General features: G+C 32.1%; 11 protein-coding genes, 1 tRNA gene, 2 rRNA genes and 1 other RNA gene. 7 read left to right on the top strand and 8 right to left on the bottom strand.

What is annotated here, in order from left to right; all coding sequences use genetic code 11:
- Nucleotides 1–133 precede the first annotated feature (133 nt).
- Complete coding sequence (gene rpoB, locus Bsayi582_RS02870) at nucleotides 134–4,159, top strand: DNA-directed RNA polymerase subunit beta (protein WP_500815708.1); 4,026 nt, start codon at nucleotides 134–136, stop codon at nucleotides 4,157–4,159.
- Between the two features lie 93 nt (nucleotides 4,160–4,252).
- Entirely contained in the window at nucleotides 4,253–8,518 is a 4,266-nt protein-coding gene (rpoC, locus tag Bsayi582_RS02865; protein ID WP_500815707.1) for a DNA-directed RNA polymerase subunit beta', read from the top strand.
- A 584-nt stretch (nucleotides 8,519–9,102) separates the two neighbouring features.
- On the opposite strand, the gene purH is transcribed toward rpoC, so the two are convergent.
- Nucleotides 9,103–10,731, bottom strand: coding sequence for a bifunctional phosphoribosylaminoimidazolecarboxamide formyltransferase/IMP cyclohydrolase (gene purH / locus Bsayi582_RS02860; protein ID WP_500815706.1), 1,629 nt, complete (start codon nucleotides 10,729–10,731; stop codon nucleotides 9,103–9,105).
- A 455-nt stretch (nucleotides 10,732–11,186) separates the two neighbouring features.
- Here purH and Bsayi582_RS02855 point away from each other — a divergent pair.
- From Bsayi582_RS02855 to Bsayi582_RS02845, 3 genes are all read left to right on the top strand, one after another.
- Nucleotides 11,187–12,748, top strand: a 16S ribosomal RNA gene (locus tag Bsayi582_RS02855).
- Nucleotides 12,749–12,880: 132 nt separating this feature from the next.
- A tRNA-Glu gene (locus tag Bsayi582_RS02850) sits at nucleotides 12,881–12,953 on the top strand.
- A 319-nt stretch (nucleotides 12,954–13,272) separates the two neighbouring features.
- Nucleotides 13,273–16,278, top strand: a 23S ribosomal RNA gene (locus Bsayi582_RS02845).
- Together the 16S and 23S rRNA genes with 1 tRNA gene alongside form the textbook arrangement of a ribosomal RNA operon.
- 87 nt (nucleotides 16,279–16,365) lie before the next feature.
- Here Bsayi582_RS02845 and pssA read toward each other — a convergent pair.
- From pssA to smpB, 4 genes are all read right to left on the bottom strand, one after another.
- Nucleotides 16,366–17,742: a CDP-diacylglycerol--serine O-phosphatidyltransferase gene (pssA, locus tag Bsayi582_RS02840; RefSeq protein ID WP_500815705.1), complete on the bottom strand. Its 1,377-nt coding sequence runs from the start codon at nucleotides 17,740–17,742 to the stop codon at nucleotides 16,366–16,368.
- A gap of 435 nt (nucleotides 17,743–18,177) precedes the next feature.
- Nucleotides 18,178–18,501: a DMT family transporter gene (locus Bsayi582_RS02835; RefSeq protein ID WP_500815704.1), complete on the bottom strand. Its 324-nt coding sequence runs from the start codon at nucleotides 18,499–18,501 to the stop codon at nucleotides 18,178–18,180.
- A 289-nt stretch (nucleotides 18,502–18,790) separates the two neighbouring features.
- Nucleotides 18,791–19,192, bottom strand: a transfer-messenger RNA (tmRNA) gene (gene ssrA, locus Bsayi582_RS02830).
- Nucleotides 19,193–19,251: 59 nt separating this feature from the next.
- Entirely contained in the window at nucleotides 19,252–19,716 is a 465-nt protein-coding gene (smpB, locus tag Bsayi582_RS02825) for an SsrA-binding protein SmpB (protein WP_500815703.1), read from the bottom strand.
- Between the two features lie 147 nt (nucleotides 19,717–19,863).
- On the opposite strand from smpB, the gene Bsayi582_RS02820 reads away from it, so the two are divergent.
- Entirely contained in the window at nucleotides 19,864–20,298 is a 435-nt protein-coding gene (locus tag Bsayi582_RS02820) for a type II toxin-antitoxin system RatA family toxin (RefSeq protein WP_500815702.1), read from the top strand.
- 193 nt (nucleotides 20,299–20,491) lie between these two features.
- Here Bsayi582_RS02820 and bamE read toward each other — a convergent pair whose 3' ends face one another.
- Together bamE and nadK are read right to left on the bottom strand one after the other, a co-directional pair.
- Nucleotides 20,492–20,779, bottom strand: coding sequence for an outer membrane protein assembly factor BamE domain-containing protein (gene bamE / locus Bsayi582_RS02815; protein ID WP_500815701.1), 288 nt, complete (start codon nucleotides 20,777–20,779; stop codon nucleotides 20,492–20,494).
- 182 nt (nucleotides 20,780–20,961) lie between these two features.
- Nucleotides 20,962–21,858 carry an NAD(+) kinase gene (nadK, locus tag Bsayi582_RS02810; RefSeq protein ID WP_500815700.1) on the bottom strand — a complete coding sequence of 299 codons (897 nt, stop codon included), beginning with the start codon at nucleotides 21,856–21,858 and terminating at the stop codon, nucleotides 20,962–20,964.
- 129 nt (nucleotides 21,859–21,987) lie between these two features.
- Between nadK and grpE the strand changes: the two genes are divergently transcribed.
- Nucleotides 21,988–22,584 (top strand): nucleotide exchange factor GrpE, encoded by a 597-nt coding sequence (gene grpE / locus Bsayi582_RS02805; protein ID WP_500815699.1) that lies wholly within the window; start codon nucleotides 21,988–21,990, stop codon nucleotides 22,582–22,584.
- A 351-nt stretch (nucleotides 22,585–22,935) separates the two neighbouring features.
- Here the strand turns inward: grpE and ung are convergent, their stop codons facing one another.
- On the bottom strand, nucleotides 22,936–23,601 hold the full coding sequence (ung, locus tag Bsayi582_RS02800) for a uracil-DNA glycosylase (protein ID WP_500815698.1): 666 nt from the start codon (nucleotides 23,599–23,601) through the stop codon (nucleotides 22,936–22,938).
- Nucleotides 23,602–23,804: the final 203 nt, after the last annotated feature.

Below are 23,804 nucleotides of genomic sequence, written 5' to 3'. Positions count from 1 at the left end.
TAATGGGTTTGTTTATTTTTACGTTCAAAAAAATAATGTATATGTTAGATTGTTATTTCACATTAATATTTGTGTAATAGACAACTTATTTTTATTAAAAATAGTTGTCTATATTAACTAACCGGGGAATTTTATGGTGTATTCTTATACTGAAAAAAAACGTATTCGTAAAGATTTTGGAAAACGCCCTCAAGTTTTGGATATTCCGTATCTTCTTTCTATTCAACTGGATTCTTTTCAAAAATTTATTGAACAAGATGTAAAAGGGAAGTGTGGATTAGAGTCAGCTTTTCGGTCTGTTTTCCCTATTAAAAGTTATAATGGTAACGCTGAATTGAGATATATTAAGTATCGTTTAGGGGATCCTATTTTTGATGTAAAAGAATGTCAAACACGTGGTGCAACGTTTTCTGTTCCATTACGTGTATGTCTAAGTTTAGTTATTTATGAACGGGATGGTCCGGAATATATAGTAAAAAATGCTAAGGAACAAGAAGTATATATGGGTGAAATTCCATTAATGACAAACAATGGAACTTTTATCATTAACGGCATCGAACGAGTCATTGTCTCTCAATTGCATAGAAGCCCTGGTGTATTTTTTGATAGTGATAAAGGTAAGACTCATTCATCTGGTAAAGTACTGTATAATGCTCGTATTATACCATATCGTGGATCTTGGTTGGATTTTGAATTTGATCTAAAAGATAATTTATTTGTTAGAATAGATCGTAGACGAAAATTACCGGTAACAGTCATATTACGTGCTTTAAATTATAGCACTGATCAAATACTAAATATATTTTTCGATAAAGTAGTATATGAATTTTGTAATAATGTATTATATATGCATTTAGTACCTGAAAGATTACGTGGTGAAACAGCTTCTTTTAATATTGTCGCTAATGGTGTTGTATATGTAGAAAATGGACGTCGTGTTACAGCTCAACATATTCGTCAATTAAAAAAAGATAATATTTCAAAAATTGAAGTACCCATAGATTATATTATTGGCAAAGTTGTTATAAAAGATTATGTTGATAACAATACAGGAGCGCTCATTGTTACAGCCAACACGGAAATATCTGTTGATATATTACATAATTTAATTCAATCAGGACATATGTTTATAGAAACATTATTCAGTAATGATTTAGATTATGGTAATTACATTTCTGAAACTTTACGAATTGATTCTACCACTGATAGGTGTGATGCGTTAGCAGAGATTTATCGTGTTATGCGTCCTGGGGAACCGCCAACTAAAGAGGCTGCTGAATATTTATTTGAAAACTTATTTTTTTCCGAAGAACGCTATGATTTATCTGCTGTAGGGAGAATGAAATTTAACAGTTCATTACAACGGACTCAAATAGAAGATTCGGGAATATTAAATAAAGATGATATTGTAGATGTAATAAAAAAGTTAATTGATATTAGAAATGGTAAAGGGAATGTAGATGATATTGATCATTTAGGGAATAGGCGTATTCGTTCTGTAGGTGAAATGGCAGAAAATCAATTTAGAATTGGATTAGTTCGGGTGGAACGAGCAGTAAAAGAACGATTATCTTTAGGCGATTTGGATATACTAACGCCTCAAGATTTGATTAATGCTAAACCAATTTCAGCTGCAGTAAGAGAATTTTTTAGTTCTAGTCAGTTGTCTCAATTTATGGATCAAAATAATCCATTGTCAGAAATTACTCATAAACGTCGTATATCTGCTTTAGGACCTGGAGGTTTAACTAGAGAACGGGCAGGATTTGAGGTACGTGATGTTCATCCTACGCATTATGGTAGAGTTTGTCCGATAGAAACTCCAGAAGGACCAAACATAGGTTTAATTAATTCATTGTCTGTATATGCTAGAGCTAATGAATATGGATTTTTAGAAACTCCATATCGTAGAGTTCAAAATGGAATTGTTAGTAGCGATATTCATTATTTATCTGCAATAGAAGAAGGTGATTTTGTTATCGCTCAAGCAAATACAAATCTTAATACTCAAGGAGAATTTATTGATGATTTAGTAACTTGTCGAAATAAAGGTGAATCAGGTCTTTTCAAAAAAGATCAAATTGATTATATGGATGTGTCTACACAACAAATAGTTTCAGTTGCTGCTTCATTGATTCCTTTCCTTGAACACGATGATGCTAATCGTGCTCTTATGGGCGCGAACATGCAACGTCAGGCTGTTCCTACCGTGTGTAGTGAAAAGCCGTTAGTAGGTACTGGAATGGAACGTGCGGTAGCTATAGATTCTGGAGTAACTGCAGTGGCTAAACGTGGTGGTATTGTTAAATACGTAGATGCATCGCGTATTGTAGTTCATGTTAACAAAGATGAAGTGCATTCTGAGGAATCAGGTATTGATATATATCATTTAACTAAATACATTCGATCTAATCAGAATACTTGTATAAATCAACGTCCTTGCGTATTTTTAGGAGAATCAGTAGAACATGGAGACGTGATAGCAGATGGACCATCTACTGATTTAGGAGAATTAGCTTTAGGTCAAAATATGCGAATTGCATTTATGCCTTGGAATGGATATAATTTTGAAGATTCAATGTTAGTTTCAGAACGCGTAGTGCAAGAAGATAGATTTACAAGTATACATATACAAGAGTTAACTTGTATATCTCGAGATACTAAATTAGGTCCTGAAGAAGTTACGGCTGATATTCCAAATGTAGGAGAGACAGCGTTATCTAAACTAGATGAATCTGGAATTATTTATATCGGTGCAGAAGTAATAGGAGGAGATATTCTTGTTGGAAAAGTAACTCCAAAAGGGGAGACCCAATTAACACCTGAAGAAAAGTTGTTGCGTGCTATTTTTGGTGAGAAAGCTTCTGATGTAAAAGATTCATCTTTACGTGTTCCTAATGGAGTCTGCGGTACCGTAATTGATGTGCAGATATTTACTAGGGATGGTGTTAATAAAGATAAGCGTTCGCTAATAATTGAGTCTACTAAATTAGAGCAAGTTAAAAAAGATTTAAATGAAGAGCTACAAATTTTTGAAGCAGCTTTGTTTGATCGTGTTTATGATGTATTAATTAGCAGTGGTATTGAAAAAGAAAAATTGTTTGAAATTAGCCGTAACTCTTGGTTCAATCTGATATTATTAGATACAGATAAACAATACCAATTATCTCAATTACATAAACAATATTTTGATTTAAAACGTATGTTTGAAAAAAAAATAGAAATTCAACATCGTAAAATCACTCAAGGAGATGAATTAGCTCCTGGAATATTAAAAATAGTTAAAGTGTATTTAGCTGTGAAACGTCAAATACAACCCGGTGACAAAATGGCAGGACGCCATGGAAATAAAGGGGTAATTTCTAAAATTAATCCTGTTGAAGACATGCCATATGATCGGAACGGAGTGCCAGTGGATATTGTACTTAATCCTCTCGGAGTGCCGTCTCGAATGAATATTGGTCAAATTTTAGAGACCCATCTTGGTATGGCTGCAAAAGGTATTGGAGATAAAATAAATTCCATGCTACAACAGTATAAAGAAGTTAATCAATTAAGAAGATTTATTCAACAAGCATATAATTTAGGAGAAGGATCGCGTCAGCATATAGATCTTGATAAATTTTCTGATGAAGAAATATTAAAGTTAGCCAATAATTTAAAAAAAGGTATGCCTATTGCTACTCCAGTATTCGATGGTGCTACGGAAAAAGAAATTAAGGATCTTTTGGAATTATCTGGATTACCTACTTCAGGTCAGATTACATTGTTTGATGGATGTACAGGGGAAATATTTGAAAGACAGGTTACTGTAGGTTATATGTACATGTTGAAATTAAATCATTTGGTAGATGATAAAATGCATGCACGTTCTACTGGTTCCTATAGTTTAGTGACTCAGCAACCACTAGGAGGAAAAGCTCAATTTGGAGGTCAACGTTTTGGTGAGATGGAAGTATGGGCTTTGGAAGCATATGGAGCGTCATATGCTTTACAAGAAATGTTAACTGTAAAATCAGATGATGTAAATGGGCGTACTAAAATGTATAAGAACATTGTTGATGGAAATCACACAATGGAACCTGGTATGCCGGAATCTTTTAATGTTTTATTAAAAGAAATTCGTTCTTTGGCAATTGATGTTGAACTAGAAGAGTAATATTTAAATTATATTTAATACAATATTAAATATAATTTAAAATTATGTTGTATTTTCAAGTTCAATAAGTATAACTTTAATAAAGGCTTGTTTGTGAAAGATTTACTTAAATTTTTTAAGATGCAGCAGCATACTCAAATAGAGGAATTTAATGCGATTAGAATAGCGCTTGCTTCTCCAGATACTATTAGATCCTGGTCTTTTGGTGAAGTAAAAAAACCTGAAACTATTAATTATCGTACCTTTAAGCCAGAACGAGATGGCTTGTTTTGTGCACGTATTTTTGGACCTATTAAAGATTATGAGTGTTTATGTGGTAAATATAAACGTTTAAAACATCGTGGAGTGGTGTGTGAGAAATGCGGAGTAGAAGTAACTCAAAGTAAAGTGCGACGTGAACGTATGGGGCATATTGAGTTGGCTTCTCCTACTGCTCATATTTGGTTTTTAAAATCATTGCCATCACGTATTGGTTTATTATTAGATATGCCATTACGTGATATCGAGCGCGTTTTATATTTTGAATCATACGTAGTAGTTGAAAGTGGCATGACTAGTCTTGAATGTCATCAAATTTTAACTGAAGAAGAATATTTAGATGCATTAGAAGAATTTGGGGATGAATTTGAAGCAAAGATGGGAGCTGAAGCTATTCAAATTTTATTAAAAAATATAAATTTAAAAAATGAATGTGAATACTTACGAGAGATATTAGAAGACAGTAATTCTGAAACTAAACGTAAAAAAATAACAAAACGTATCAAATTAGTTGAAGCATTTATGCATTCTGAAAACAAACCTGAATGGATGATTTTGAACGTTTTACCTGTATTACCTCCTGATTTAAGACCATTAGTTCCATTAGATGGCGGTCGTTTTGCTACTTCTGATTTAAACGATTTATATCGTCGTGTTATTAATAGAAATAATCGATTGAAAAGATTATTAGATTTAGCAGCACCAGAAATAATAGTCCGTAATGAGAAAAGAATGCTTCAAGAAGCAGTAGATGCATTGTTAGATAATGGACGCAGAGGACGTGCGATTACTGGTTCTAATAAACGTCCTTTGAAATCTTTAGCTGATATGATTAAAGGAAAACAAGGTAGATTTCGTCAGAATCTTTTAGGAAAACGGGTTGATTATTCTGGTCGTTCAGTAATAACTGTTGGGCCTTATTTGAAATTACATCAATGCGGGTTACCTAAAAAGATGGCTTTAGAATTGTTTAAACCATTTATTTATGGAAAATTGGAATTACAAGGATTTGCTAATACTATTAAAGCTGCTAAAAAAATGGTAGATCGGGAAGAGGCTGTAGTATGGGATATTCTTGAAAATGTCATCAAAGAACATCCAGTAATGTTAAACCGTGCTCCTACATTACATAGATTAGGTATTCAAGCTTTTGAGCCAGTGTTAGTGGAAGGGAAAGCTATTCAGTTACATCCGTTGGTTTGCGCTGCTTATAATGCTGATTTTGATGGAGATCAAATGGCAGTGCATGTGCCATTAACATTAGAAGCGCAATTGGAAGCCAGAGCATTGATGATGTCTACTAATAATATTTTATCTCCCGCTAATGGAGAACCTATTATTGTGCCATCTCAAGATGTAGTGTTAGGTTTATATTATATGACTCGTGAACGTTCAAATGCAAAGGGAGAAGGAATGGTATTAACTGGACCTAAAGAAGCAGAGTATTTATACCGTTTAGGTTTAGCTGAATTGCATGCTCGTGTTAAGATACGTATTACTGAATATAAATATGATAAAAATGATGAAAAATGGTTAGAAAAAACAAGCTTAGTTAATAGTACAATAGGACGTGCTATTTTTTGGATGATTATTCCTAAAGGATTGTCATTTATGTTAGTGAATCAAGTCTTAGGAAAGAAAGCTATATCCACTATGTTAAACAACTGTTATCGTGTATTGGGATTAAAATCTACGGTCATTTTAGCCGATCAAATTATGTATACTGGATTTGAGTATGCTGCTCGTTCTGGAGCTTCTGTAGGAATTGATGATATGATTATTCCAGTTAAAAAATCGGATATAATTGATGAAGCAGAGTCTGAAGTAGCTGAGATACAAGATCAATTTCAAACTGGATTGGTTACAGCAGGTGAACGTTATAATAAAGTTATTGATATTTGGGCTGCAGCTAATGAGCGTGTCGCGCAAGCGATGATGGATAATTTAGCTACTGAAACTGTAATAAATCGTAATGGACAAGTAGAAGCGCAAGCTTCATTTAATAATATTTTTATGATGGCAGATTCTGGAGCTCGCGGGTCAGCGGCTCAAATACGTCAACTTGCTGGTATGCGTGGTTTGATGGCAAAACCAGATGGGTCAATTATTGAGACACCTATTACTGCGAATTTTAGAGAAGGATTGAATGTATTGCAATATTTCATTTCTACACATGGAGCCCGTAAAGGACTGGCTGATACGGCGTTAAAAACAGCTAATTCTGGGTATTTGACACGTCGTTTAGTAGATGTTGCTCAGGATTTAGTAATTACTCAAGATGATTGTAATACATTATCCGGTATTATAATAAGTCCTATTATTGAAGGCGGAGATGTCAAAGAACCATTACGAGAACGTGTATTAGGCAGAGTTTTAGCGGAAGATATTCTGGAATCTAAAGATTCAGATATTAAAATATTAATTAAACGCAATACTTTATTAGATGAATATTGGTGTGATGTTTTAGATGCATATTCAATTGATACTGTTAAAGTGAGATCTGTTGTGACTTGTGACACCGATTTTGGTGTTTGTGCTAGATGCTATGGCAGAGATTTAGCACGAGGTCAACTTGTGAATAAGGGGGAAGCGATTGGTGTGATTGCTGCTCAATCTATAGGTGAGCCAGGAACTCAATTAACTATGCGTACCTTTCATATTGGTGGGGCTGCTTCCAGATCTGCTTTAGAATCAAGTATTCAAATTAAAAATAAAGGTACTATTTCTTTAAAAAATGTGAAATCTGTAACAAATGGAGAAGGGAAATTAGTCATTATATCTCGTAATACTGAACTTAAAATTATTGATAAATTTTCTCGTACTAAAGAAAGTTATAAATTACCATATGGATCTGTAATGACTAAGAAAAATGGAGAAGAAGTAACACATGGTGAAATAGTAGCTTATTGGGATCCACATACTATGCCGATAATTGCAGAAGTAAGTGGTTTTATTAAGTTTATTGATATGATAGATGGTCAGAGTATTATTAAACAAACTGATGAATTGACAGGGTTGACTTCGATTGTAGTATTAGATACTGCTGAACGTGTGAGCAATGCTAAAGATTTGAGACCTACTTTAAAAATAGTTGATATTAATGGTTACGATATTTTTATGCCGGGTACAGATCTTCCAGTACAATATTTTTTACCTAGCAGAAGTGTAGTTCAATTAGTTGACGGGTCTAGAATTATTTGTGGAGATACATTAGCAAGATTGCCATATGAGGAAAGTAGTGGTACTAAAGATATTACTGGAGGTTTACCTCGTGTAGCTGATCTTTTCGAAGCACGACGTCCAAAAGAATCAGCAATTTTAGCAGAAATTAGTGGAATTGTATCTTTTGGGAAAGAAACAAAAGGCAAGCGTCGTTTAATGATATCTCCTGTAAATAATGGTGATATTTATGAAGAAATGATCCCTAAGTGGCGTCATCTTAATGTTTTTGAAGGCGAATATGTGGATCGTGGAGATGTTATTTCTGATGGACCAGAATCTCCGCATGATATTCTTAGGTTACGTGGAGTACATGCAGTTACTCGTTATATTGTAAATGAAGTGCAAGATGTGTATCGTTTACAAGGAGTAAAAATTAATGATAAACATATAGAAGTTATTGTTCGTCAGATGTTACGTAAAGCTACTGTTATTAAGTCGGGAAATTCTGATTTTTTGACAGGTGAACAAGTAGAATATTCACGTATTAAAATTGCTAACAGAAAATTAGAAAAAGAAGGAAAAATTAAAATAATTTTCGCACATAATTTGTTGGGTATAACTAAAGCATCATTAGCTACAGAATCATTTATTTCTGCAGCATCTTTTCAAGAAACAACGCGAGTATTAACAGAATCATCTGTAGCTGGAAAGAGAGATGAATTGCGAGGACTCAAGGAGAATGTCATTGTTGGTAGATTAATTCCAGCTGGAACTGGTTATTCTTATCATCAGGCACGTATCATGAATACTCACCGTCATATTAATGGTATCAATGAAACAGAAGAAAAGTCTATGTTAACAACAAATATTTCTACTCAAATAACAGCAGACGAAGCGTCGGCAAATTTAACCGAATTGCTGAATGCAACAACACCTTAAATACGTAGTTTTTTAATTATAAATATTTATTAATAATGCTGTTCTAATGTCATAAATTATTTTTTATATCATAATACTATTTATCTATAATATTATTTGATTTTTTGAGAATTTTATCTAAAAAATGACTAAATAAAACTTAATATAATTACCCAATTTCAGTTATTAGTTTTTATATAAAATTATTAAATCATAAATTTTATATGGTAAAAAGTTTTTAAAACGGATAAGTAAAAATAGAATTAAATAAAATACAAATTAATAGATAAATTTTTTAATCATATATTTATATTTATATATATATAAGTTTGTTTTTCTTTAATCAAGAAACAAATCTGATGTATGTTGTTATATATTTAGTAGATTAGTTTAAAGGAATTTGATTATTATAATTTTATTATTATACATAAAACGGGTGTAGTATAAAATATATAATGTATTTTTTTGCTCAGAAATAATTGAATATTACACTCATAATTATAGAATTAATTGGTGTTATTATCATTATTTATTTTAATAAATAAGTATATATATAAGTATACATGACGCGAATGCTTAAAAAGGTTTGTAAAAGTTTTAAATAATTAATGTCTGAAATGACGAACATGTGTGAAAATCATCGCGATGTCATATTGATTAGCGGTATTAATAATTTCTTGATCTCGAATAGATCCTCCGGGTTGTATAATACAATGAATGCCCATTTTAGAAGCAATGTGTATGATGTCAGGAAACGGGAAGAAAGCATCTGAGGCCATCACTGATCCTTTAATATTTAATGATCCTGGTTTTTTAAAAGAGGTGGCGATTTGTGCTGCATGTACTCTATTCATTTGACCAGCACCAATTCCAGTGGTTTGATAATTTTTACCACAAACAATTGCGTTAGATTTAACAAATTTAACAATTTTCCAACAAAACAACGCATCTTTCATTTCTTTTCTTGTTGGTTGACAGGTAGTAACTATTTCTAAATTTTTTAAGTTTTTTATCATATCGCAATCTTGTATTAATAATCCTCCATTAATTCGTTTAAAATCTATATCTGATATTCGTGATGAGGTCCATGTACCGCATCTTAATACTCGTATATGTTTTTTGTTAGATAAAATATTAAAACAATCTTGATTAATATTTGGAGCGACTATTGCTTCTACAAATTGTTGTGTAATAATGGCTTGAGTTGTGTCTTTATCTAAAGTGCAATTTAAAGCAATAATTCCTCCAAATGCAGAAATAGGATCTGCTTGATAAGCTTTAATGTATGCAGTACAAATAGTGTCAGATGTAGCTACACCGCATGGGTTCATATGTTTAACAATTACACAAGTCGGAGCATTAAACATTTTTACACATTCTAAAGCTGTATCCATATCTATGATATTGTTGTAAGACAGTGGTTTTCCTTGTAATTGTTGAGCGGTAGCAATGGATCCTGTTTGTTGTGCGAGTGTTTCTACATAAAACGCTGCTCGTTGATGTGGATTTTCTCCGTAACGTATATTTTGTTTTTTTATGAATTTAAGGTTCATAAAATCTAAATTTTTAGGAAAAAAGTGATGAGATTGATTATAGTTATTGCTGTCAATTATGGGGGTGTGATAATTATTTTGTAATTGATAATTAAAATAATCAGAAATTTTTTGGTCATATTCAGTGACGTATTTAAATGCTTTCGCAGCTAGATTAAAACGAGTGTTTAAACTAATTAGTCCATTATGATAATTAATTTCATCTAAAATTTTTGTGTAATCATTGTGATTGACTATGGTAACTACATTTTTGTAATTTTTTGCCGCTGCTCTTACCATGCTTGGGCCGCTGATATCAATATTTTCTATTATTTTTTCTTGAGAAGATTTTTCGTGTTGTGTATGAGAAAGATCAATTGAATAAAAATTGATTACTACCATATCAATTGATTCAATGTTATATTGCTGCATGACAGCATCATCTAATCCTTGTCTACTTAAAATGCCGGCATATATTTTATAGTGTAGTGTTTTGATTCGTCCGTTCATGATTTCGGGCATCCCAATATAATCAGAAATTTTAAGTACTGATAAACCAGCATTAGATAACATTTGAGCTGTACCTCCAGTAGATAATAGTTGAATACCTTTTTGAACCAATGACCGAGCGAATTCTAAAACATTGGATTTATCAAATACACTGATTAATACACGACGAATACGTAGTGATGATTGTGTCATAGCATCCTCACAAATAGTAAATTAAATAATTGAAATATATTGTATGGTTGAAAAGTTATGCATAATAATATGAATTTTAATTGTAATATCATGATACAAATAATATTTTATAAAATATAAAATAATTTAAGTGGATTTTATACAATCGTAAAAAATTAAATTAAAATAATTTAATCATGATTATTAAATCATGAAAATAGCATAAATACTATTGACATAAATTCAAATTGATGATAATTATAATTCTGTTTGCATATTTTTAAAACATTGAAAATGTGTATGATGAGTGTATGTTCTTTAACAATTGAATGTTATAACAATTTATGTGGGCACTTGAGCGCATATAAGATTATGGTATTAAATTTCATTTAAAAAACACAAAAGAGTTAATTTGGTTACTTTTATTTATGCAAAAATTAACAAATTTGTTTTTTTGATGAATGAGAGCTTGGTTTAAATTGAAGAGTTTGATCATGGCTCAGATTGAACGCTGACGGTAAGCTTAACACATGCAAGTCGAGCGGCAACAGGAAGTAACTTTTTTAGTTGCTTTGTCTGGCGAGCGGCAAACGGGTGAGTAAAATCTGGGGATCTGCCCGATGGAGGGGGACAACTATTGGAAACGATAGCTAATACCGCATAAAGTCGTATAGTATTGACCAAAGTAGGGGACCTTCGTAAGAAGGCCTTATGCCGTTGGATGAACCCAGATAGGATTAGCTAGTAGGTAGGGTAATGGCCTACCTAGGTTACGATCCTTAGCTGGTCTGAGAGGACGATCAGCCACACTGGAACTGAGACACGGTCCAGACTCCTACGGGAGGCAGCAGTGGGGAATATTGCACAATGGGGGAAACCCTGATGCAGCTATACCGTGTGTGTGAAGAAGGCCTTCGGGTTGTAAAGCACTTTCAATGGGGAAGAATTTGGCATTGCTAAAACCGATGTCAGTTGACGTTACCCATATAAGAAGCACCGGCTAACTCCGTGCCAGCAGCCGCGGTAATACGGAGGGTGCAAGCGTTAATCGGAATTACTGGGCGTAAAGCGTACGCAGGTGGTTTATTAAGTCAGGTGTGAAATCCCTGAGCTCAACTTAGGAACTGCATTTGAAACTGGTAAGCTAGAGTTTCGTAGAGGGGGGTAGAATTCCAGGTGTAGCGGTGAAATGCGTAGAGATCTGGAGGAATACCGGTGGCGAAGGCGACCCCCTAGACGATAACTGACACTCAGGTACGAAAGCGTGGGGAGCAAACAGGATTAGATACCCTGGTAGTCCATGCCGTAAACGATGTCGATTTGAAGGTCGTAGACTTTGAGCTGTGACTTTCGGAGCTAACGCGTTAAATCGACCGCCTGGGGAGTACGACCGCAAGGTTAAAACTCAAATGAATTGACGGGGGCCCGCACAAGCGGTGGAGCATGTGGTTTAATTCGATGCAACACGAAGAACCTTACCTACTCTTGACATCCAAAGAATCGCATAGAAATATGAGAGTGCCTTCGGGAGCTTTGAGACAGGTGCTGCATGGCTGTCGTCAGCTCGTGTTGTGAAATGTTGGGTTAAGTCCCGCAACGAGCGCAACCCTTATCCTTTGTTGCCAACGAGTTAAGTCGGGAACTCAAAGGAGACTGCCGGTGATAAACCGGAGGAAGGTGAGGATGACGTCAAGTCATCATGGCCCTTATGAGTAGGGCTACAAACGTGCTACAATGGCGTATACAAAGAGAAGCGATCTCGCGAGAGCCAGCAAACCTCATAAAGTACGTCTTAGTCCGGATTGGAGTCTGCAACTCGACTCCATGAAGTCGGAATCGCTAGTAATCGTGGATCAGAATGTCACGGTGAATACGTTCCCGGGCCTTGTACACACCGCCCGTCACACCATGGAAGTGGGTTGCAAAAGAAGCAAGTAGTTTAACCTTCGGGAGGGCACTTACCACTTTGTGATTCATGACTGGGGTGAAGTCGTAACAAGGTAACCGTAGGGGAACCTGCGGTTGGATCACCTCCTTACTTATAAAAAATATATGATAGTAAAGTGCCCACATAAATTGTTTGTTTTTTTGTTTTAAAAACATGTAGACATTGATTATTATATAAATGTTAATTTTTTGTTTTTGGTTGTTTACTAGGTAGGGTGGCTCAGTCCCCTTCGTCTAGAGGTCTAGGACACTGCCCTTTCACGGCGGCAACAGGGGTTCGAAGCCCCTAGGGGACAATCGATTATTTTTTAAATAAAGAAAGTAGTATTTGTTTGTTCTTTAACAATTAGGAAAATGCTTAATACTTAAACTTTGAAATATTGAAAATAAATATTCTGTATTTTAGATCGAGCTTATTTATAAATAATAATTTATATTTTGGTTATATACAGTCAATATATAGTATGATTTTTTATGATGGTGTGATATTTTAGAATTTGTAATATATTGTGTGATATTTATATTAATAACAGGGTATGATTGAAAATATATATTTGATGTATTAAAAGTATTTCTCAAGTTTTATAATTAAATCAGAAATCTGAGGATTGCGAAGTTAAGTGATTTAAGCGTACACGGTGGATGCCTTGGCAGTCAAAGGCGATGAAGGACGTGCTAATCTGCGAAAAGCATCGGTAAGCTGATATGAAGCGTTTGACCCGGTGATTTCCGAATGGGGAAACCTAATGCAATTTAAAGTTGTGCATTGTCATTTAGTAAATTCATAGCTAAATGGAGCAAACCAGAGGAACTGAAACATCTTAGTACTCTGAGGAAAAGAAATCAATTTGAGATTCCCTTAGTAGTGGCGAGCGAACAGGGAGTAGCCAGAATTATGTAATATAATCTCAATATATTAAGAGAATAATTTGGAAAAATTAGCAATATAGAGTGATAGCCTCGTATCTGAAAATATATTGGTTATTGTAATTCAGTAAGTAGGACGGGACACGTGATATCTTGTCTGAATATAGGGGGACCATCCTCTAAGGCTAAATACTCTTGACTGACCGATAGTGAACCAGTACCGTGAGGGAAAGGCGAAAAGAACCCCGGCGAGGGGAGTGAAATAGAACCTGAAACCGTGTACGTACAATCAGTAGGAGCGCGATGAACAAATAAATTTTTTGCGTGACTGCGTACCTTTTGTATAATGGGTCAGCGACTTATATTCTGTAGCAAGGTTAACTGAATAAGGGAGCCATAGGGAAACCGAGTCTTAACTGGGCGTTCAGTTGCAGGATATAGACCCGAAACCCGGTGATCTAACCATGAACAGGTTGAAGGTTAGGTAATACTGACTGGAGGACCGAACCGACTAATGTTGAAAAATTAGCGGATGATTTGTGGTTAGGGGTGAAAGGCCAATCAAACCGGGAGATAGCTGGTTCTCCCCGAAAGCTATTTAGGTAGCGCCTCGTAAATTCATCTTTGGGGGTAGAGCACTGTTTCGATTAGGGGTCTATCCCAGACTACCAATTTGATGCAAACTACGAATACCAAAGAATGTTATTACGGGAGACACACGGCGGGTGCTAACATTCGTCGTGGAGAGGGAAACAACCCAGATCGCTAGTTAAGGTCCCCAAGTCATGATTAAGTGGGAAACGATGTGAGAAGGCTTAGACAGCCAGGATGTTGGCTTAGAAGCAGCCATCATTTAAAGAAAGCGTAATAGCTCACTGGTCGAGTCGGCTTGCGCGGAAGATGTAACGGGGCTAAATCATGCACCGAAGCTGCGACAATATATATTTTGTTGATTAGTATCATTTATTTATTAATAGTAAATTTTATTAAAGCTTAAAATTTGTATTGGGTAGGGGAGCGTTCTGTAAGCCTGAGAAGGTATGTTGTAAAGCATGCTGGAGGTATCAGAAGTGCGAATGCTGACATAAGTAACGATAAAGCGGGTGAAAAACCCGCTCGCCGAAAGACTAAGGATTCCTGTCCAACGTTAATCGGGGCAGGGTGAGTCGATCCCTAAGGTGAGGCCAATAGGCGTAACTAATGGGAAACAGGTTAATATTCCTGTACTAGATATAATTGCGATGGGGTGACGAAGAAAGCTAGGTTCTCCGAGGATCGGTTGTCTCGGTTTAAGCGTGTAAGTGGAAAGATTAGGAAAATCCGATCTTTTTCACACTGAGGCGTAATGACGAGCCATGAAAATGGTGAAGGAATTAATGCTATACTTCCAGGAAAAACCTCTAAGCTTCAGATTATATCTAATCGTACCATAAACCGACACAGGTGGTCAGGTAGAGAATACTAAGGCGCTTGAGAGAACTCGGGTGAAGGAACTAGGCAAAATGGTGCCGTAACTTCGGGAGAAGGCACGCTGGAATGTAGGTGAAAGAACAAAAACAAAATATGTTTTTGCTTCCGGAGCTGAAACCAGTCGAAGATACCAGCTGGCTGCAACTGTTTATTAAAAACACAGCACTGTGCAAACACGAAAGTGGAAGTATACGGTGTGACGCCTGCCCGGTGCCGGAAGGTTAATTGAGAGGGTTATCTTTGTAGAAAAAGAGAAGCTCTTGATCGAAGCCTCGGTAAACGGCGGCCGTAACTATAACGGTCCTAAGGTAGCGAAATTCCTTGTCGGGTAAGTTCCGACCTGCACGAATGGCGTAATGATGGCCAGACTGTCTCCACCCGAGACTCAGTGAAATTGAATTCGCCGTGAAGATGCGGCGTACCCGCGGCAAGACGGAAAGACCCCGTGAACCTTTACTATAGCTTGATACTGAATATTAAATATTAATGTGTAGGATAGGTGGGAGGCTATGAAATAAAAGCGCTAGTTTTTATGGAGCCGTCCTTGAAATACCACCCTTTGATATTTGATGTTCTAACTTAGGTCCGTTATCCGGATCAAGGACAGTGTCTGGTGGGTAGTTTGACTGGGGCGGTCTCCTCCTAAAGAGTAACGGAGGAGCACAAAGGTTAGCTAATCACGGTTGGAAATCGTGAGGTTAGTGCAAAGGCATAAGCTAGCTTAACTGCGAGAATGACGATTCGAGCAGATGCGAAAGCAGGTCTTAGTGATCCGGTGGTTCTGTATGGAAAGGCCATCGCTCAACGGATAAAAGGTACTCCGGGGATAACAGGCTAATACCGCCCAAGAGTTCATATCGACGGCGGTGTTTGGCACCTCGATGTCGGCTCATCACATCCTGGGGCTGCAGTAGGTCCCAAGGGTATGGCTGTTCGCCATTTAAAGTGGTACGCGAGCTGGGTTTAGAACGTCGTGAGACAGTTCGGTCCCTATCTGCCGTGGGCGTTGGAAGATTGAGAGGGGCTGCTCCTAGTACGAGAGGACCGGAGTGGACGCACCTCTGGTGTTCGGGTTGTCATGCCAATGGCATTGCCCGGTAGCTATGTGCGGAAAAGATAACCGCTGAAAGCATCTAAGCGGGAAACTTGCCTCAAGATGAGTCTTCCCTGAGGATTAAAATCCTCCTAAAGGGACGTTAAAGACTATGACGTTGATAGGTCGGGTGTGTAAGCGTTGTGAGGCGTTAAGCTAACCGATACTAATGACCCGTGAGAACTTAACTTCGCAATACCTGAGATTTTTGATTGTTGTTGTTTTTCATGTGTGTTATTCATTTAAATTTTAACACACATGAAAATAAGTTTATTTCTTTATAAAATTCGATTAATTAATTTATCAAATCTTATTTTATGTATTCTGTGAAGTAACTGTCTTATTTTTATTGGATAATCAGATATGTTTTGTAACAATGTGTAGTGTTTTATGCGACGTGTATACATACGAATTGTATTTAGTTCTTTGTTTTTATGATGAATAAGCAATTTATCCGGATCATGTATAAGTAAAGCATTTTCTAAGTCAAATCTTGCAGATCTAGGATTAAGGTTATTCCCAGTAATTAATTGCCAATCATCATCCACCCAAATACCTTTAACATGATATCCGTTATTGCCTTCTCTCCATACGCGTACTATTAATTGTTTATTATCAATATATTTCTGCAGTTTTTTTGAAAAATGGCGTAAATTTACTTCATATAAATATGGTAGAGCACTAATTAATGTGAATGGTTGAGATGCAGGTATATAGAAGTCATTAGCAATTTTATCTCCTACAATAATTTCTATATTTTTTCCTTGATATAATAAACAAATTAAAGTTCGTATCAATATATTTGGCATATTAAAATAAGGAGTACATAGTATAACTTTATTTTTTGTTGAACAAGTTAAATGATAAATAGTTTGATTAAGTGTGCTGTGTATTCCTAAACCAACTAATGGAGTAATAGACAATTCGTCAAATGTAGCATTGCCTTGGTAATGATAACAAACGTTTCGCAGGTTACGACGTAATAAATAAATTTTGTTGTTATTTTTATTGATTTTTTTTAGAGAATCTTTATATTCTAATTTATTGATTATTTTTGAAGACAGCAATTCTTTATCAATGTAATTCAACATAATATTAGATAATTGTTGATTACGTATTATATGATATCGATCATATCTGTATTTATTGTTTATATGTAAATATTCATTATTTAAATTAGCTCCACTATATAGTATCTGATCATCAATAATAAATCCTTTTAAATGAAGAACTCCTAAGGCTTCATTAATATTAATTGGAATTCCGTATATAGCAATATCAGTATTAGGATATTTTTTTATGATGTCTAAATACCAATCAATATTTGTGTATTTTTCAGATGAACCAATACGATTTCTGCGAGCACGATGCCAATCTACCAAAATATTAATTTTAATTTTCGGACGAAGTTTTTTAACCTGAATTAAAGCATCAATAATTTTTTTACCACCTTGATCGCTTTCTAAATAGAGTGTAACTAAATAAATATGATTATTTGCTTGAGAAATAGCATATAATAGTGCATCACTAAACTCTTTAGGACTATATAATATTCTAAAATATTCCATTTTTTGAGTAATTTTAGGAAGATCTACAAGAAATTTGTGATGATCATCGTATTCACTTAGGTGATTACAGTGTCTTTTTTTTATCATAATAAACAAAATATTTTATTAATAAAAATAATTATATACTATGAAGCACAGTGATAATAAAATGTAAAACTATAATTTAAATATATATTTAATAAATTATTTAATAATAAAAAATTGTATTCATATAAATAGATGTATTATATGTAATTCATGTTATAATTTAATATTGTTGTAAATAATACTAAAATTTTTATAAAATAATAGTAGTAATAAGTATTGTTAAAATAGTGTACGTCATATAATATTTTTTTACAAATAGGTAGATAAAATCCTGAAAATTTGAATAGTTTGCATGTTATTTAAAAAAAAGTTAAATACTAAATTTAGTTAATGTTATCAATTTATTATTTATGACAGATATTATACTTTAATAATATCAGTGTATTTTAATTATGTAAGATTATAAAATATTGAAGTATAATAATCTAATCAATTTTATATTGTTCTGGAAAATATGTTAATTAATATAACCCCGATAATAATTAAAGTAATACCAATAATAGTTAAACTGTCTAATTTTTGATCGTAAAATAAATATCCAGCCATAGTAATAAACACAATACCAAGCCCAGCCCAACAGGAATAAGCAATACCCATTGGTATTGTTTGTAATACTAAAGATAGTAATACAAAAGAAAGAGCATAACCAATTATCACTACAATAGCAGGATATAATTTACTAAATCCTTCAGATGCTTTTAAAGAAGCAGTAGCGACTACTTCTGAAATAATAGCAATAAATAAATATAAATAATCCATATAATTTTGTTTTAAAAAATTTTTGTAATTATATACAACAGATATTTAGATAAATTTTTGAATGGTACAATAAGACAAATAATATCTTCTTTTATTGAATAAAAAAGATAACAATGATTTGAATAAATTAAAATTTTAAGTTTTATTTATTATTGCAATAAATATTGTTATATATCATTTAACTATAATTATTATTTATATGTACAATTATAAAATTATAAATTACATAGATTTTGTTATTTTTTTATTATTCAATTTACTTTTTATACTCACTAAAATTTTAAATCTTTAGTGGAGCTGGCGGGATTCGAACCCGCGTCCAGAATTCTTTTTATTTTCAGTAAACTACATGCTTAGGTCTTAAATTATTTTTTAATCAGTTTAGATATATTAAGACCAATCACTAAACCAACTAGCTTTTTAAATACTTAGCGCTCAGCCAAAAGCAAGCTTCACGCGCACTCTTATTAAATAAATGACCTCTCTTTTTGTGATTGCTTTTAATAGTTAAAAGAGTAAAACTTAAGCCGAGAGGGAACCTTCAGGGTATTAATCTGATTTAAGCTGCCAAAGCAACAGGTTCGTTGTGTGTACTATTTGCAATTATTTTTCGAGGTTTTTTTACGAGGCCCACCTCTCCTCGGCATGCACTTTAAATACAAGATATCCCGTCGAATCCAAAATCAGCCCCATTATCTATTATGAAACAGAGGTAATTTTATCATTAAAATTATACATATACAAACTTTATTATTTGATATGTTTTATAATTTTAATCTTTTCTTGTTTCCAATTATGTATGTTTATTGTATTTCTTTTATCGTATTTTTTTTTACCTTTAGCAAGGCCAATATTTACTTTAATCCAAGAATTTTTCCAATATAAATCTAAAATAATTATTGTGTAACCTTTTTGTTTAACTTTTCCCATTAAAAATAACAATTCATTTTTTTTTAATAATAATTTTCTTGTACGGACTGAATCATAAATTTCGTGACAAAATTTAGTGATATTTGGTTGAAACACAGAGTTGTAAATATATGCTTCTTTATTAGAAAAAGATACATAACTGTTATTAATATTTATTGTATTAAAGCGTGCAGATTTTACTTCCCATCCTAATAATTGGATTCCGGATTCAAATGTTTTTTCAATAAAATATTCATAATATGCATGTTTATTTTGTGTAATTTTTTTTAATGATAGTTGGTTCATAACAAAATTTTATAAAAGTATTATTTTTTATTTAAAAAAAATATCATTAGTAGAGTAGAATATATCATATGTTTTTATGAGAACAATTGTTATTATTGTCATATAACTTTTATAAATATAAAGTTTTAAAATATAAAAAAGGCGTGCATGTCTCATATAAAATATTTTGATTTGGTTCCATACAGTGTAGAACAAATGTTTCATTTAGTAAATGATATTAATTCTTACACCAAATTTCTCCCTGGATGTAATGTAAGTAAAATTTTAGAACAAAACGGCAATAAAATCGTTGCTGAAATGAATTTAGTTGCAAACGGAATTATTAAGTCGTTAGTTACTCAAAATTTTTTTATAAAAAACAAAAGTATTATGATTTTTTTAATAAAAGGGCCGTTCAAATCATTTTATGGATGTTGGAAATTTGTTCCTATTAATAATGATATTAGTAAAATAGAATATGTTTCTGATTATGAGTTTGAATCAATATTTATTGAAAAACTTTTTAATCGTATTATTCAAGAGAAGTATAAAAATATAATTAAAGCTTTTGTTTCTAGAGCTAACCAAATATATGATACATAATATATTCTATAATATTGAAATTATAATAATTATTTTTACCTAAAATTTATTTTTCATTACTCTTTTTGTAATAAGGTTATAATAGCTATATATTTATATATATTATATTTGAAATTATAATAAATTATTATTGACCGAGTGTAATTATAAAATTTAATAAATGTAAATAGTTGTATTATTCAAACTAATAATGTTAGTTTTTATTAAAATCTATTAGAGTATCATTTTTGTCAAATTTTAAAGTTATTATTTGATATTTTATTATTTTATTTTTACTATGATGATAAAAAATATAATACCATATGTTCGATTCAAATAAATCTTGTAAGGTTGGATCTCCAATATTGTAAGATAATTCAGATTTAGTCATGCCAATACAAATTTTTTTGATATCATATTCGGTTAAATAATTGCCTTGAGTAATATCAAAACATTTAGGTGTATATTGTGTTATGAAACAATTTACACTAAATAATACCATCGTTATTACAATAACGATGGTATTATTTAGTGTATTGGGAAATATCTTTAAATACATAATTTATTGTTTAATTTATTTTTTTTGTGAATTTTATAATTTTAACAAAATTAATATTTTTAGTAATTATAATTTATTTATATTTATATAAATATTATTAAGGATAAAATCATTAATTTATAAAATTATTTTGTTGTTTCAGAGATATTTTTTGACCAACCAAGTTTAATATTTAGTGTTTTAAAATAGTTGTAATCTTTAGGATGGATTAAATCAAGATAATAATTACTACGTTGAACAATAATTTTTTCTTTTTCGCTAATGAAGATAGGAATTTGATTATCACAACCAATTTTTAATTTAGATGTAACTTGAGAAAATTTTAAACAAATTATACTTTTACTATTAATTACAACTGGTCGTGATGACAAAGTATGAGGGCATATTGGTACTAATACAATAGCATCTACTGTTGGATTTAAAATGGGTCCTCCAGCAGATAAAGCATATGCAGTTGACCCAGTTGGAGTAGAAATAATTAATCCATCAGATCTTTGTGAAAAAGTAAAATTATCATCAATATATAATTCAAATTCAATCATACGTCTAATTGTGTTTGTGTGTAAAACAACTTCATTAATGGCACTACCAACTTTAATAAGATTATTATAATGTCGTTGTACTGTTACATCTAATAAAAAACGTTTTTCACTGATAAAATTACCTGATAATACATCAGATAATTTTATCAATACTGAATTAGGATCTAAATCGGTAAGGAACCCAAGAGTACCACGATTGACACCAATAACTTTAATATCATATTGTGCTAGAATGTTCGCTGTTCTTAGCATATTTCCATCTCCACCTATAACTATAGCTAGATCTGCATAGTTACCTATATCCTTTAAATCACTTATAATTGATTTTTGTACATTTAATAGGCTAGCAGCATGACGTTCAATCATTACTGTGATTCCCTGATTATATAACCAATGATATAAAGTATTGTATGTATGTATAGCTTGTGGATAACGAGAGTGTCCTATAATACCAATAGTACGAAAAATAGAAGAAGTCATGTTATTATGAATCCTTTCTGTTTTATTATAACTTTTTATTCATCATAAATGATGTCTTGAATACCTGTTATTCATCCTTATAATAACTGAATTATAGAATATATAACTAATAAACAGAGGATAAAGTTAATGATAGATAACAATGTAAAAAATAATATTGACACAAAAATATCACAAGATAAAAAAACAGAACAAGAAGAATTATTGGAATCTACTTGTGAAACAAGTAATATATTTGATCCAAAAAACGATCAAATTGTTAAATTAAAAATTGAATTAGCTCAACTTAAAGAGCATGAACGTGACGCTATATTACGTCTCAAAGCTGAAATAGAAAATATTCGTCGAAGAAATGTTCAAGAAATAGAAAAAATACATAAATTTGGATTAGAGCAATTTATTTTTGAATTATTACCAGTTATTGATAATTTAGAACGTACACTCACACTCACTATTGCTGATAATTCTGATTCTTTATTGTCTTCGATAATAGAAGGTGTTGAATTAACGTTGAAATCTTTTTTAGATACTGTACACAAATTTGGATTAAAATCTATACACGAAATTCATGTTCCATTTAATCCTGAAATACACCAAGCAATATCCATGGTGGAATCAGAAAGTGAAAAATCAAATCAAGTGTTAACAATTATTCAAAAAGGATATATTCTTAATGGTAGATTGATTCGACCAGCTATGGTTACGGTATCAAAAACTAAAAGTTAGTTATATAATTTTTTAAAAAATAACAATCAACAAAGATTGAATTAATCATACGTGTCGTGTGTGTTTTTATGGTGTGCAATAGCATGAAATAATTTTCAATATAATTTTGACAAATTGTATAATATTTTATTAATATCTTACTAAAAAGTTCTGTATAAATAAAATAAATCAATTGTTAATTGAGTAATCTTATTGTAACAATAAGCAATTGTTTGTTATAAGTGGTGTTATTTTATTTTTATATCGAATAATTCAATATTTTTAATAAAATACTAAATTGATATTTATAAATTTTAATTTATAAATGTGTTGGTTGTGTTGTTTAAGTTTTTTTTGTAATTTTAATTATTTTCAAAGTTCCCAATTAATAGCTTGTTTATTTTGCTGTAATAAAAGCATGTTGGCCTTAGAAAAGTGACGACATCCTAAAAATCCACGTTGAGCGGATATAGGAGAAGGATGTGATGTAGTTAAAATATGATGTTTTTTATAATTAATGATGTTTCCTTTTTTTTGAGCATAATTTCCCCATAACATAAATATAACACCTTTTTTATAAATATTGAGTATATGTATGACTTTATTTGTAAAGATTTCCCATCCAATACTAGCGTGAGAACAACTTTTTCCTGATTCGACAGTTAAAATACTGTTTAATAATAAAACTCCTTCTTTTGCCCAATTTTCTAAACAACCATGATTTGGCTTAATAAATTTAGGTATGTCAGATATTAATTCTTTAAATATATTGTTTAAAGAAGGCGGGAATACAACGCCAGGTAAAACAGAAAAAGCGAGACCGTGTGCCTGATTTGGTCCGTGATAAGGATCTTGCCCTATGATTACAATTTTAACCGATTTAAAACTAGTAAGACGAAATGCATTAAAAATATCTCTTTGTTTTGGATAAATTACAATACCTTTTTTTTTACGTTTTTCTAAAATAGATAATATATTTTTAAAATAAGGTAGTTTTTTCTCTTCCGATAAAAAAGATTTCCAAGTTAACTCTTTCATTTATAATGTACTCAAATGCTATATATAATCGAGCGTGTTATTATCTAAATAAATTTGATAATCCATAATATGATTTGTATGAAAATTTATAGAATTATATAAATTCGAAACATTATTAAAAATAATATTATTTTAAAATCATAAAAAATTTAAAAAATATGGTAAAATTTGTATATTAAATGTACTGATTACATTATTATGAG

The organism is Candidatus Blochmannia sayi (nom. nud.) (assembly GCF_059935855.1).
Note: the sequence above shows the minus strand (reverse complement) of the source record. Positions and strands in the feature narration are given on the sequence as shown.